Source organism: Pseudomonas sp. S2_F03 (assembly GCF_054668335.1).
In genome coordinates, this window is record NZ_CP162759.1 from 1,072,127 (window position 1) to 1,085,721 (window position 13,595).

The 13,595-nt window shown below is 57.2% G+C and carries 9 protein-coding genes and 2 pseudogenes; 8 read left to right on the forward strand and 3 right to left on the reverse strand.

Going from position 1 to position 13,595, the window contains the following annotated elements; all coding sequences use genetic code 11:
- Positions 1 to 1,210, reverse strand: a pseudogene (locus AB4N76_RS05135) (ammonium transporter).
- A 308-nt stretch (positions 1,211 to 1,518) separates the two neighbouring features.
- Here AB4N76_RS05135 and AB4N76_RS05140 point away from each other — a divergent pair.
- From AB4N76_RS05140 to AB4N76_RS05175, 8 genes and pseudogenes are all read left to right on the forward strand, one after another.
- Positions 1,519 to 1,833: an ElaB/YgaM/YqjD family protein gene (locus tag AB4N76_RS05140; protein ID WP_046032391.1), complete on the forward strand. Its 315-nt coding sequence runs from the start codon at positions 1,519 to 1,521 to the stop codon at positions 1,831 to 1,833.
- Between the two features lies 1 nt (position 1,834).
- Positions 1,835 to 2,224, forward strand: a complete 390-nt coding sequence (locus AB4N76_RS05145; RefSeq protein ID WP_046032392.1) for a phage holin family protein — start codon at positions 1,835 to 1,837, stop codon at positions 2,222 to 2,224.
- Positions 2,221 to 2,563: pseudogene (locus AB4N76_RS05150) on the forward strand (hypothetical protein). Before AB4N76_RS05145 ends, AB4N76_RS05150 begins: the two are co-directional and overlap by 4 nt.
- A 163-nt stretch (positions 2,564 to 2,726) precedes the next feature.
- Complete coding sequence (locus tag AB4N76_RS05155; RefSeq protein WP_046032394.1) at positions 2,727 to 4,058, forward strand: deoxyguanosinetriphosphate triphosphohydrolase; 1,332 nt, start codon at positions 2,727 to 2,729, stop codon at positions 4,056 to 4,058.
- Between the two features lie 152 nt (positions 4,059 to 4,210).
- Complete coding sequence (locus tag AB4N76_RS05160; protein WP_046032395.1) at positions 4,211 to 4,615, forward strand: response regulator; 405 nt, start codon at positions 4,211 to 4,213, stop codon at positions 4,613 to 4,615.
- 227 nt (positions 4,616 to 4,842) lie between these two features.
- On the forward strand, positions 4,843 to 5,469 hold the full coding sequence (locus AB4N76_RS05165) for a response regulator transcription factor (RefSeq protein WP_046032396.1): 627 nt from the start codon (positions 4,843 to 4,845) through the stop codon (positions 5,467 to 5,469).
- A gap of 8 nt (positions 5,470 to 5,477) precedes the next feature.
- Positions 5,478 to 9,122 (forward strand): transporter substrate-binding domain-containing protein, encoded by a 3,645-nt coding sequence (locus AB4N76_RS05170; RefSeq protein ID WP_046032397.1) that lies wholly within the window; start codon positions 5,478 to 5,480, stop codon positions 9,120 to 9,122.
- A gap of 49 nt (positions 9,123 to 9,171) precedes the next feature.
- On the forward strand, positions 9,172 to 12,120 hold the full coding sequence (locus AB4N76_RS05175; protein WP_460164236.1) for an HD domain-containing phosphohydrolase: 2,949 nt from the start codon (positions 9,172 to 9,174) through the stop codon (positions 12,118 to 12,120).
- On the opposite strand, the gene AB4N76_RS05180 is transcribed toward AB4N76_RS05175, so the two are convergent.
- A complete protein-coding gene (locus tag AB4N76_RS05180; protein ID WP_046032399.1) occupies positions 12,121 to 12,603 on the reverse strand; it encodes a GAF domain-containing protein in 483 nt (160 codons plus the stop codon).
- Positions 12,600 to 13,490, reverse strand: coding sequence for an ATP-binding protein (locus AB4N76_RS05185; RefSeq protein ID WP_046032400.1), 891 nt, complete (start codon positions 13,488 to 13,490; stop codon positions 12,600 to 12,602). The genes AB4N76_RS05180 and AB4N76_RS05185 overlap by 4 nt, the downstream gene beginning before the upstream one ends.
- Positions 13,491 to 13,595 lie beyond the last annotated feature (105 nt).

Here is a 13,595-nt window from a genome sequence, read left to right on the forward strand (position 1 = left end):
TCAGTCCTGACTGACGGCGCCAATCTTGTGCACCGACAAATCCGCGCCGTAATACTCTTCTTCCTGGCTCAAGCGCAGCCCGTGAAACGCCTTGATCGTCCCATACACGGCAAAGCCACCGGCCAGCGCCACGACCACACCCAAAGAGGTGCCGATCAACTGGCTGATCAGGCTCACCCCACCCAAACCGCCCAGCGCGGTCTGACCAAAAATGCCGCATGCGATGCCACCCCACGCACCACACAGACCGTGCAACGGCCAAACCCCCAGCACATCGTCGATGTGCCATTTGCCCTGCGCCGCGGTAAAACACCAGACAAACAGCGCGCCCGCGATGCCCCCCGTCACCAGCGCACCCACCGGGTGCATCAGGTCGGAGCCAGCGCAAATGGCCACCAGACCGGCCAATGGGCCGTTATGCAGGAAGCCAGGGTCATTGCGTCCGACAATCAGCGCCGCCATGGTTCCGCCGACCATGGCCATCAACGAATTCACCGCCACCAGTCCGCTCACGCCTTGCAGCGTCTGAGCGCTCATGACGTTGAAGCCAAACCAGCCGACAATCAGGATCCACGAACCCAACGCAAGAAATGGAATGCTCGACGGCGCAAACGCCACCAGACGACCGTCGCGATAGCGCCCCTGTCTTGGCCCGAGCAACAACACCGCCGCGAGCGCCAGCCAGCCGCCCATGGCGTGAACCACTACAGAACCTGCAAAATCATGGAAGCTGGCCCCCACATGGACCAGCAACCAGGCTTGCAAACCAAAATTGCCATTCCAGATCATGCCTTCAAAGAAGGGGTAGATGAACGCCACGATCAGCGCTGTCGCACACAACTGCGGGACAAACCTGGCGCGCTCGGCGATGCCGCCGGAAATGATCGCCGGAATCGCCGCGGCGAAGGTCAGCAAAAAGAAGAATTTCACCAGTGCGTAACCATGGTCGGCGTTGATCACCGCCTGCCGGTTGCAGGAAGGTAACGCCATAGGAAATCCAATAGCCTATAAAGAAGTAGGCCAGGGTCGAAATGGCGAAGTCGCTGAGAATCTTCGACAAGGCGTTGACCTGGTTCTTTTGCCGAACCGTGCCAACCTCAAGAAAGGCGAAACCGGCGTGCATGGCCAACACCATGACTGCGCCGATAAGGATGAACAATGTATTGGAGCTGTGGACCAGACTGTCCACCGCGCTTTGCAGATTTTCCATGGAGTTTGGCAGACCTTAAGGCTGAAAAAAGCACCAAAGCAGTTCGCGCAAGCAAACGATGCACCAGTTTGCGGCTCACCTGGATCGAATCACTGATCCCTGCGAACCGTTTTGGCGCATAGAAGCGTCACCCTCGCGCGAGTTTTGATTGTTTGCGTCAGGGCATTACTGAAATCATGCCCGGCAACAGCGCATCAGCACCGGCAAACGCACCACGACACAGCAAAAGTTGTACCAGTCATTTGTAATGAACCTTCGCGCAAGGCTCATACTCGAACCCATCAGAAGCCACAGACGGAGATCCACCCATGGCCAGCATCAAGGCAAAGACTGCTCAAGAAATCCTGATGAACGATTTTCAGACTCTGGTCAGCGACACCGAACGGTTGCTGGAACACACCGCCAGCCTGGCCGGCGATCAGGCTGATGAGCTGCGTAACCAGATCCACGACAGCCTGTTGCGTGCCCGGGAAACCTTGAAGTTGACCGAAGACTCATTGAAAGAGCGCGGCCAGGCAGCGGTCACCGCGACCGAGGATTATGTTCAGGCCAACCCATGGCAATCGGTCGGGATCGCCGCCGGGGTGGGCTTCCTGATTGGCCTGCTGGCTTCTCGGCGCTGATATGTCTATCGGCGAATCCAGCTCGTCTGCGACGGGCACAAGCGCTACATCACGACGCCTGGGCGCCGCTTTTCTTGGACTGTTGCACAGCCATGTCGAACTGTTCGGCATCGAGTTGCAGGAACAAAAAGCGCGCACCGTAAGCCTGCTGCTGTTTGCGGGCCTGGCGCTGGTCTTTGCATTACTGCTGCTGGTGGGGTTGTCGACACTGGTGTTGATCGTGTTCTGGGACACTTATCGCCTGGCCGCCATCATCGGGCTCTGCGTGTTCTATACCTTGGCCGCCATATTCTGTGGGCTGCGTTTGAAAGCAGCGGTCTTCGATGAGTCCTCGCCTTTCCATGGCACCCTGCAAGAATTGGCCAACGATCGGGAGCGTCTGCTGCCATGAGCCTGCCTGAACTGCCTCATAACAGCTCGCGCGCGGAAATGCGCAAGGCGTTGATTCGCCTGCGCATGGAAATGCACCGTCAGGAAATTCGCCATGAATCCAGGGAACTGCTGCTGCCCTTGCAGCGGATGCGCGGGATGACGCAAAACCTGCAGGAGAATTTTGGCATCAAGCATGCTCCGCTCTGGGGCGTGGCGGCTGTCACTTTGCTGGGCTTCCTGACCGGCAAAGGCGCCAGAACGCGGTGGCGTCAGCAGCCTGACTCGCCTGGTACGGCTGGGCACCAGCCTGGCACCCTTGATCAAACTGGTCCTGCAAAGCAATTCGCGTAAAGACTGAATGGCATGCTTGCAACACCCGCGGGACGAACCTCTTTATCGAGAGGTTCGATCCTGCGTGTCCATCGACATCGACATCGACGCCGCCGGGCGCCAGTTCCACTTGCAGGCACCGGCGCGAACCCGGAAGCTAAGGGCTCAGTCACCTGACGGAGAGACCCGCCTTGGATTGGCAAACCCTGCTTACCCGCGAACGCCTCGGAAAACCTCTGCACAGCCCGGAAGAACTCGGCCGCAGCCCTTTCCATAAAGACCATGACCGCATTATTTTCTCAGGCGCTTTTCGCAGGCTTGGACGCAAGACCCAAGTCCATCCGGTCACCAGCAACGATCATATCCATACGCGCCTGACCCACTCACTGGAAGTCAGCTGCGTCGGCCGCTCACTGGGCATGCGTGTGGGCGAAACCATTCGCGACGCCCTGCCCGACTGGTGCGACCCGAGCGATCTGGGAATGGTGGTGCAATCGGCCTGCCTGGCCCATGACATTGGCAACCCACCCTTCGGCCACTCCGGCGAAGACGCCATCCGACACTGGTTCCAGCAGGCCGCAGGCCGTGGTTGGCTGGACGCCATGAGCGAAGTCGAACGCAACGATTTCCTCAATTTCGAAGGCAACGCCCAAGGCTTCCGGGTGCTCACTCAGCTGGAGTACCATCAGTTCGACGGTGGTACGCGGCTGACGTATGCCACGCTGGGTACGTACCTGAAATATCCCTGGACGGCGAAGCACGCGGACTCACTGGGTTACAAAAAGCACAAGTTCGGCTGTTATCAGAGCGAACTGCCGTTGCTGGAGCAGATCGCTCACAAACTCGGCCTGCCACAACTGGAAGAGCAGCGCTGGGCGCGCCATCCATTGGTGTACCTGATGGAAGCCGCCGATGACATCTGCTACGCGCTGATCGACCTGGAAGACGGTCTGGAAATGGAGTTGCTGGAATACGCCGAAGTCGAGTCTTTGCTACTCAACCTTGTGGGCGACGACCTTCCGGAAACCTATCGCCAACTCGGTCCACTGGATTCGCGGCGTCGCAAACTGGCCATCCTGCGGGGCAAAGCCATCGAACACTTGACCAATGCTGCGGCGCGCGCCTTCGTCGAACAACAGGACGCCCTGTTGGCCGGCACACTGCCCGGTGATCTGGTGGAGCACATGCATGGCCCGGCCAAGCGTTGCGTCTTGAATGCCAAAGACATGGCCAGAAAAAAGATTTTCCAGGACAAACGCAAGACGCTGCACGAAATCGGCGCCTACACCACGCTTGAAATTCTTCTGAACGCGTTTTGCGGAGCGGCGCTGGAACAACACAACGGTCGAACGCCCTCGTTCAAAAGTCGTCGCATCCTTGATCTATTGGGGAACAATGCACCCGATCCTCGCGGGCCTTTGCATACGTCTTTCTTGCGCATGATCGACTTCATCGCCGGTATGACCGACAGCTACGCCAGTGAAATGGCCCTGGAAATGACCGGTCGTTCAAGCCGCGGGTGAATCCCCCTCGACCAGCTGTTCAGATTGCCTGAAGAGCTGGTTGATGTTCACTCGCAAACAGAATCGCCCTACATCGTGCGCAGCGCTGGCTGATCGACTGCCTGCGCCTGCTGGCGCAATAATCACCGTCCACTCTGCTCGACACATGAAGCATGAAAAATGTCAGGTTCAAACACGATTGGCGCATCTTGCTGGTGGAAGATCATCCCTTTCAGCTCAAAGCGACCCAATGCCTGCTAGAGAGTTATGGCTTCACCCAACTCACCGCCTCGGACAGTGCCGCGAGCGCTTTACGCCGGATGCTCGAGTCTTCACAGCCCTTCGACATTCTTCTGTGTGATCAATGCCTGCCGGATCTCCCGGGCCTTGATTTGATCGAGTTCGCCAGCCACCAGGGAATGATCAAGCAAGCGATACTTCTAAGCAGTCTGACACCCCGAGAACTGGACGAGCTCAAAAAAATAGCCGACGAACATGATCTCCCCTTACTGGGTTACTTGATAAAACCATTGCAACAATCAGATTTTAGAAACTTGTTGACCCTGGCCTCACTATAAGTCCTTTAATCCAACACACTTAATACACTAACTATAGATTTAGAGTCCTGCTCACACATATAGCATTTCCATTGATCTTCATTAAAAACCTAGTTGAGGTGTAGTCCATATCCTCTTTGATTGTAGGATTTGTCCTATATCACTGCTATCGGCTTGTCAGTTCATGCGCCCCCTCAACTATCTGAGCTAAGGTGCGCGCTTTATTTGAGCTCGCATGGGATCTGATTATGAACTCCGTATTTATTGTCGACGATCACCCCGTTATCCGTCTTGCCGTCCGAATGTTGCTCGAACATGAGGGGTATAAAGTCGTCGGCGAAACTGATAATGGGGTCGACGCCATGCAGATGGTTCGCGAATGCATGCCGGACCTGGTGATTCTCGACATCAGCATTCCCAAACTGGATGGACTGGAAGTCCTCTCGCGTTTCAACGCCATGTGCACCCCGTTAAAAACGCTGGTGTTAACCGCTCAGTGCCCGACACTGTTCGGTATTCGCTGCATGCAATCCGGTGCCTCGGGGTATGTATGCAAACAGGAAGACCTCAGTGAACTGGTGAGTGCAATCAAAGCGGTGCTCTCGGGCTACAACTACTTTCCCAGCCAGGCTTTGAACCCTGTCCGTAGCGATGACTCGCGATACGCCGATCTGGAACTCTTCAAGTCGGTCAACGACCGGGAGTTGATGGTATTGCAACTGTTTGCACAAGGTCGCACCAATAAGGAAATTGCCAAGGGCATGTTCCTGAGCAACAAGACGGTCAGCACCTATAAAAAGCGCCTGATGCAAAAACTCAAAGCCAAATCACTGGTTGAACTCATCGATATGGCAAAACGTAACGCCTTAGTGTGAGAGACCGGATGCCCAGTCGTTTAAAGGACTATCTAATACTGATAACCGCAGGCTTTTGTCTGAGCCCCTCAGTGTCTGCGGCACATTCCGCCAGCGAACATTTCACCTTGCTCAGTCGATCAATGGTCGGGCACATGGAAGTCCAACTGGATTCATCACAACGACAATGGATCAACAATAAACGTGAACTGATCCTGGGTACTTCAGCCCCCGACTACCCGCCATTCGACCTGACGCAAAGTGGCAACGACTATGAAGGCTTCACCGCCGATTATGCGGGTATCCTTGGCAAGGCCACCGGCCTGCCAGTCAAGGTTCAGCGCTATGCCTCCCGGGAAGACGCGATCGAGGCACTGGAAAGCGGCGCAGTCGACATGCTCGGCAGTGCCAACGGATTCGAGGCACGTAACGCCAATATTGTGCTTTCAGCACCTTACGCCGCGGATCAACCTGTTCTGGTGACACGGGAAGGAGAAACCCGATCCCTGACCGATGGCCTTGCCGGGTTGCGGTTGAGCATGGTGTACCACTATTTGCCCATGGAAGAAGTCAAAGCCCTGTATCCAAAGGCGATCATCACGTCCTACCCGTCTTACCAGAATGCAATCAACGCCGTTGCTTTCGACCAGGCCGATGTCTTTCTTGGCGACACCATTTCCACCCATTACCTGATCAACAAGGGCTACCTGAACAACATCCGGATGGCGAACTTCGGTAAGCACGAAGTCCACGGCTTCAGTTTTGCCGTGCACAGGAACAACCCGGACCTTCTTGGGATTATCAACGCGATACTGATTGCCACGCCCACCAGCGAGCGAGAAAACATCGCCAAGCGCTGGAGTGCCGGCAGTGACATTCTTCTCACCGATCACAAGCTGCAACTGACCGGTCGCGAAGAACGCTGGCTGGCGCAACATCCGGTCGTGCGCGTAGTGGTCAATGAAGCGTTTGCGCCGCTGACGTTTTTCGATAACGACGACAATTTCCGGGGAGTCACCGCCGACCTGCTGGAGCTGATCAGGTTACGCACCGGACTGCGCTTCGAGATCCATCGAACTCGAAGCGATGACGAGATGATCGAGCGAGTCAGTCACCATCAGGCCGACCTGATTGCCGCGCTGCTACCCAGCACACAACGTGAAACGCTGCTGAACTTCAGCCGTCCCTATCTGGAAAACTCCTTTGTCCTGCTGACGCGCAAAGGGGCTGGCAGCTCGACAAACCTCACACAGTTTTCAGGCAAGCGCCTGACGATTGCCCAAGGTAACCCGATGGTGGATTACCTGCGCCATCAGTATCCGCACATCAATCTGATCGAAACACCGGACACTTTCAGTGCCGTGCAACTAGTTGCAGAGGGCCAGGCTGACGGTGCGGTCAATTCACTGGTGATCGCCAACTACTTTGTTTCATCCAGAATCTTCGAAGACACCCTTCAGATCACTTCCACTCTTGGCACTCAGCAGGCGGCGTTCTCTTTGGCGACCGGGCGTGATGCCAAGGAATTGAGTGCCATCCTCGACAAGGCGCTGCTGAGCATTACCCCGGAAGAGTTGGGCATCATCAACAGCCGCTGGCGGGGTTACGCGTCGACTTCGCAAAACACCTGGCAAAGCTATCACCGGGTGTTCTATCAGGTGGTCCTGGGGGTAGGCGTGCTGCTGCTGATTTCCATTGCCTGGAACGCTTACATGCGTCGTCAGATAAAACAGCGTCAGTCGGCCGAGCTCGCGCTGAATGATCAACTTGAGTTCATGCGGTCGCTGGTCAATGGAACGCCGCATCCAATCTACGTGCGTGATCGGCAGGGATTACTGCAAAGCTGCAACGACAGTTACCTGGAGGCCTTTAGTGCGAAATACGAAGACGTGATCGGCAAAAGCGTCATTGAGGGCAAGATGAGCAATGCTTTCGAAGCGCGTGAATACGAGACGGATTACCAGCGCGTCATGAGTGAAGGGATACCGCTGATTCTCGATCGCACGCTGCACATCGGCAATCGCCAGATGACGATTTATCACTGGGTTTTGCCTTACCGGGACTCCAGCGGTGAAGTGCAGGGCATCATCGGCGGCTGGATCGATATCAGCGAACGGCGACAACTGTTCGATGAACTTCGCGCCGCAAAGGAACGTGCCGATGAAGCGAACCGGGCCAAAAGCACCTTCCTGGCGACCATGAGCCATGAAATTCGCACCCCGATGAATGCAATCATCGGCATGCTGGAACTGACCCTCAAACGTATCGAAGCGAATCATCCAGACCGACCCGCCATCGACGTCGCCTACAACTCGGCAAGAGATCTGCTGGAACTGATCGGGGATATTCTTGATATAGCGCGAATCGAATCCGGGCACCTGAGTTTGAACCCGGAACGCGTCAACCTGGGCGAAACGATGGCTTCGGTGGTCAGGATCTTCGACGGCCTTGCCCGCCAGAAAAACCTACGCCTGCTGCTCGACTTCAACCCTGCCCAAATGCCAACCGACGTCCTGTTAGACCCGATGCGCTTCAAGCAGGTGCTGTCCAATCTGGTCAGCAACGCCATCAAGTTTACCGAACAAGGTCAGGTCCGGATTGTGAGTGAGTTGCATGCCACTGACGAAACCGATCGGGTTTTGTTGCGTTTGCAGGTTCAGGACAGCGGAATCGGCATCAGCGAACAGGATCAACAGCGCCTGTTCGAACCCTTCGCTCAGGCGACCCATAGCGCGCAGTCGACTCGTGGGGGGGCGGGGCTGGGTCTGGTGATCAGCCGCACGTTGTGCGAGATGATGGGTGGCAGCCTGCAATTGCGCAGTCAGCCCGGTGTCGGTACTCAGGTCGAGATTTCGCTGCAAATGGCCACGTTGCCACCCGAGCCGGTAACGAACACCGCCGAAGCGCCTGTTCCCCCCACCTCATCCCCCTTGAATGTCCTGGTGGTCGATGATCACCCGGCCAATCGCTTGCTCATGTGTCAGCAACTGGAGTTTCTGGGGCACCACTACTGCGCTGAAACGGATGGCCAGACCGGGCTGGACGCATGGAAAAACGGAGGGTTCGATCTGGTGATTGTCGATTGCAACATGCCGGTCATGAACGGCTATGAACTGGCCCGTCTGATTCGCCAACATGAACGGCAACAGCCGCGCGCGGCCTGCACCTTGCTGGGCTTCACCGCCAACGCGCAGCCGGAAGAAATACAGCGCTGCAAAAATGCCGGAATGGACGACTGCCTGTTCAAGCCCCTCAGCTTGATGGCGTTGAGGCAATGGATTGAGCGCATCAAACCGATCGCCCGCGAGCCGGCATTCAGCCTCGAAGGGCTGCAACTGCTGACCGGCGGCAATCCGAAGCTGGACCAGCGTTTGTTGTCCGAACTGCTGAACAGCAATCGACTGGACCGCCAGGAATTGCTGGCGCTATCACAATGCAAAGACCGCCAGTCGTTCCTGGACGTCGCTCACAAAATCAAGGGCGCGGCCCGCATCGTCCAGGCGAGTCGAGTGATCGACAGTTGTGAGGCACTCGAAAGCGCCTGCCATGATGTTTTCCACCCCGAAGATGTCGCCAATTGCACCAAGGCCATAGAGCTCACCATGCTCGAACTGGAGCAGGCATTGCAGCAACAAATAGGGCACAACGACCGAAGCAGAAAGAAAGAGCCTTAACTATGCTTGAGCGCTGAGCAGTGTGTTAACCATCACGGAGAGACCAGTAATGTCCAGCCCACTGCGCACCGATCAACGACGGCTTCCGCTGCACGTCCATATCAGTGTGATGTTTACTTTCCTGCTGCTGCTCACGGGCGTGGTGCTGGGCATTTTTAATTACCACCAAACCACGCAGATCATCCTGTCCAGCAGCGAAAAACTGTTCAACCGCATCGAGCAGGATGTCCGGCTGGACCTGCAAGGCACCTATGAACCGATTCGCCACCTGCTGAGCTTGTTGGTGGACAATCCGGCAACCGAGGCGCCCGCGCTGGAGCAACGACTCGCACTGCTCAAGCCCTTTAGCCAGTCGCTCAAAAGCAATCCCAACCTGGCCTCGCTGTACCTGGGATACAGCAATGGCGACTTTTTCATGGTACGCCCCCTGCGAACCCCGGCCCTGAGAACACTCACTAATGCCCCGGACTCGGCGGCCTATCAAGTCTGGAGCATCGAGCGTCCGGCTAGCGGTGAGAAAGCGCGGTCCCTGTCACTGTTTTTTGATCAGAAGCTGGCCCTCATCAACCGCCAGGATAACCCCGACGAAACCTACGATCCGCGCACTCGCGCCTGGTTTACCAGCGCGCGCCGTGATGAAGGCCAGATCACGACCGAACCTTATGTGTTTTTCTCCACCCACAATGTCGGCACCACCCTCGCCCTGCGCAGTGGCGAGAACGCGGTAATGGGCGCCGACCTTACCCTCGCCGAACTCTCCGCGACGCTGGCCAAGCATGTGGTGACGCCGCATACCGAGATCGTCCTCTTCGATAGCAAGGGCAATGCCGTTGCCTACCCCGATAGCAGCAGGCTGATCGTCGACGACCAGACCGCACGCTTGATCAAGGCGACCGATTTGAACCCGGCACTCGCTGCCTTTCTCACCCATCCACCCGAAGGTAATCGCCTGGACGCGGCCGGTCGCCAATGGATCGTGGCCCGCAGCAGCATGCAGGAAGGCGGGCCTGAAGGATTGCAGCTGGCGCTGTTGGTGCCGGAAGATGAATTGCTCGTCGATGCCTACCGCATGCGCTGGCAAGGGGCGCTGGTGACGTTGGCCACGTTGCTGTTGTGCCTGCCGCTGGGTTGGCTTACCTCGAGGATTCTGGTCAAGCCCCTGCGCGCACTGGTGCAGGAAGCCGATGCGATCCGCAGTTTCGATTTCAACTTTCCCGTCAGCCGGCGCTCGCCAGTACTTGAAGTTGACCAATTGAGTGTGTCGATGGCGCGCATGAAGGACACCCTGGCGAGCTTTTTCCAGATCACTGACAGCTTGAGCGCCGAGACCCGTTTCGCCCCACTGCTGCAACGAGTGTTGTTCGAAACCGTGGAAATCGGGCAGGCCCAGGCGGGTCTGATCTACCTGCGCGAACAGGATGGCGATCGCATGGAGCCTCATGGTCTGGTGATCAACGATACCTCCCAGGCGTTGCAGGCGTTCGGCATTGAAGGCCACAAACTTCATGACCCACAGAGCCCTCAGTGGATGCAGCAGTTGTCGAGCGCCGACAACGTCGTCACTAGCCTGGGCTACGAAAATGCCGCCGACCTGCAAAAAGTGATGCTCGTACTGGAATGCCCACGGGTTCATCTGATCGGCATCCGGTTGCACAATCGGCATAACGAAACCGTAGGCCTGCTGATCTTCCTGTTGGCCGACAGCGGCACACAAAGCGACCTGGAAAAGCTTCGTCCTGACCGCATCGCGTTTCTCCAGGCAGTGTCCGGCGCAGCGGCGGTGAGTATTGAAAGCCAGCGCCTGCAGGCCAGACAAAAACAGCTGCTGGACTCCTTTATTCAACTGCTGGCTGGCGCCATCGATGCCAAGAGTCCTTACACCGGTGGGCATTGTCAGCGGGTGCCCGCGTTGACGCTGATGCTCGCTCAGGCTGCCGCCGCCAGTCAGGAGCCGGCCTTCAGTGGCTATCAGCCCACGGAAGATGAATGGGAAGCCCTGCACATTGCCGCCTGGCTACACGATTGCGGCAAGGTCACGACCCCTGAGTACGTGGTCGACAAAGCCACCAAACTTGAAACCCTGAACGACCGCATCCACGAAATCCGCACGCGTTTCGAAGTGCTCAAGCGCGATGCCTGGGTCAACTACTGGCAGGCCATCGTCCAGGGCGGCGACGAACGCCAGCTTAGCGAATTGCGCGATACTCGCCTGACAGGGCTGGATGATGATTTTGCCTTCATCGCCCACTGCAATCTGGGCGGCGAGGCCATGGCTGAATCCGACCTGCAACGTTTGCACAGCATTGCTGAACGCACCTGGACCCGAACCCTGGATGATCGGCTCGGGGTTTCATGGGAGGAGAATCGCCGCCAGTCACGTACTCCGGCGCCGACGCTACCGGTCAGCGAGCCGTTGCTGGCGGACAAACCCGAGCACGTGTTCGAACGCGCCGAAAGCGAGCTGATCCCGGCTGATAACCCATGGGGTTTCAAACTCGATGTACCGCACTACAAGTACAACCGCGGCGAACTCTACAACCTGAGCATTACTCGAGGCACGCTGACGCGCGAGGAGCGTTACATCATCAATCATCACATGGTGCAAACGATCCTGATGCTCAGCCACCTGCCCTTCCCCGCGCACCTCAACAACGTCGCGGAAATCGCCGGCGGCCATCACGAGAAAATGGACGGCACCGGTTATCCAAAACAATTGAAACGAGAAGAAATGAGCCTGCCGGCGAGGATGATGGCGATTGCCGATATTTTCGAAGCGCTGACCGCTGCCGACCGCCCCTACAAGAAGGCCAAAACCCTGAGCGAAGCGCTGGGCATCATGGCCTTCATGTGCCGTGACGCCCACATTGACCCAGAGCTGTTCGGGCTATTCATCAACTCACAAATCTATTTGCAGTACGCGAAACGATTTCTCGATCCGGCGCAGATTGACGCCGTCGACTCGTCAAGCCTGCTGGCCAAGGCAGGCCTGACAGCATGATCAGCAATCGGTCAGGCGCAGGAATATCGCTGCCAACCGTTCGATACCGGCCTGATCTTCAGCGGTAAAACGCGCAAGCTTCGGGCTGTCGAGGTCCAGCACACCGATCAATCGACCGTCCTTGACCAAGGGCACCACCAACTCGCTGTTCGACGCACTGTCACAAGCGATGTGACCGGGAAATGCGTGCACATCTTCAACAAGCTGGGTCTGCAATGTTGCCGCTGCTGTGCCGCACACCCCCCTGCCGAATGGAATGCGTACACAAGCGATCTGGCCCTGGAACGGACCGAGCACCAGTTCTTCATTGCGATTGAGGTAGAAACCGGCCCAGTTCAAGTCATCGAGCTGGTTGAACAGGAATGCCGAGAACTGTGCCGCATTGGCAATGAAATCACGCTCATCGGCCAGCAATGATTCCAGCTGCGCCCACAACATGCCGTAACCATCCAGGCCTTGGCCGCTCTTCTGTAAATCAATCATGCTTTGTGCTCCAACAGCTTGAGCCCGACCCAATAGCGGGCAAATTGATAAGCGCAACGTCCATTGCGATTGCCTCGGCCGCCGGCCCAACGCACCGCGAGGATGTCCAGTGCTTCGTCACGCTGCCACTCAAGGCCGGCCTTGCCGGCCAGTTGACCGATCCAGTGTTCAACGACGTTGAGGAAATGTTCCTGAGTAAACGGATAAAACGACAGCCACAAGCCGAAGCGGTCCGACAACGCGATCTTGTCTTCCACTGCCTCGCTGGGGTGCAGTTCGCCGTCGACGCGCTTCCAGTTTTCGTTATCACTTTCCTTCTCCGGTACCAAATGGCGACGGTTGGAAGTGGCGTACAGCAAAACGTTGTCCGGCGCTTGCTCGAGGGAACCGTCGAGTACACTCTTGAGCACGCGATAGTCGCCCTCACCCGACTCAAACGACAGGTCATCGCAGAACAGCACAAAACGCTGTGGCAACTTGGCGATCTGCTCGACCACTCGCGGCAAGTCGGCCAAGTGATCGCGCTCGATCTCGATCAGGCGCAGGCCGGCGTTGGCGTGCTCGGCCAGCAAGGCACGCACCAGCGACGATTTACCGGTGCCGCGCGAGCCCCAGAGCAAGGCGTGGTTGGCCGGCATGCCGTCGAGGAACTGTTGGGTATTTCGACCCAACTGCTCCAATTGACGATCCACGCCGATCAGGTCGGACAGGCGCATGTCGAGGCTGACGTGCAGCGGCAACAGAAAACCGCTGCGCCCCTCTCGTTGCCAGCGCGCCGCCAGGCACTGATTCCAGTCGATGGCTTGCCGGTGGGCCGGCAACAGCGGTTCGATACGGGCCAGGACGGCATCGGCGCGTTCAAGAAAAGCATTCAATCGGGCGTCCACGTCTTCTCCTCGGGCACGTTCACAGTAATGATGGCGATACAGCGACGACTACACAGCGTTCGGTGCCCGGTTCATCCCAGGCTCAGGGGTTCGCGAGAACATCGG

Excerpts from the sequence above, each read along its gene's own strand:
- AB4N76_RS05140 (WP_046032391.1), top strand. The coding sequence starts at position 1,519 with ATGGCCAGCATCAAGGCAAAGACTGCTCAAGAAATCCTGATGAACGAT.
- AB4N76_RS05145 (WP_046032392.1), top strand. The coding sequence starts at position 1,835 with ATGTCTATCGGCGAATCCAGCTCGTCTGCGACGGGCACAAGCGCTACA.
- AB4N76_RS05160 (WP_046032395.1), top strand. The coding sequence starts at position 4,211 with ATGAAAAATGTCAGGTTCAAACACGATTGGCGCATCTTGCTGGTGGAA.
- AB4N76_RS05165 (WP_046032396.1), top strand. The coding sequence starts at position 4,843 with ATGAACTCCGTATTTATTGTCGACGATCACCCCGTTATCCGTCTTGCC.
- AB4N76_RS05170 (WP_046032397.1), top strand. The coding sequence starts at position 5,478 with ATGCCCAGTCGTTTAAAGGACTATCTAATACTGATAACCGCAGGCTTT.
- AB4N76_RS05175 (WP_460164236.1), top strand. The coding sequence starts at position 9,172 with ATGTCCAGCCCACTGCGCACCGATCAACGACGGCTTCCGCTGCACGTC.
- AB4N76_RS05180 (WP_046032399.1), bottom strand. The coding sequence starts at position 12,603 with ATGATTGATTTACAGAAGAGCGGCCAAGGCCTGGATGGTTACGGCATG.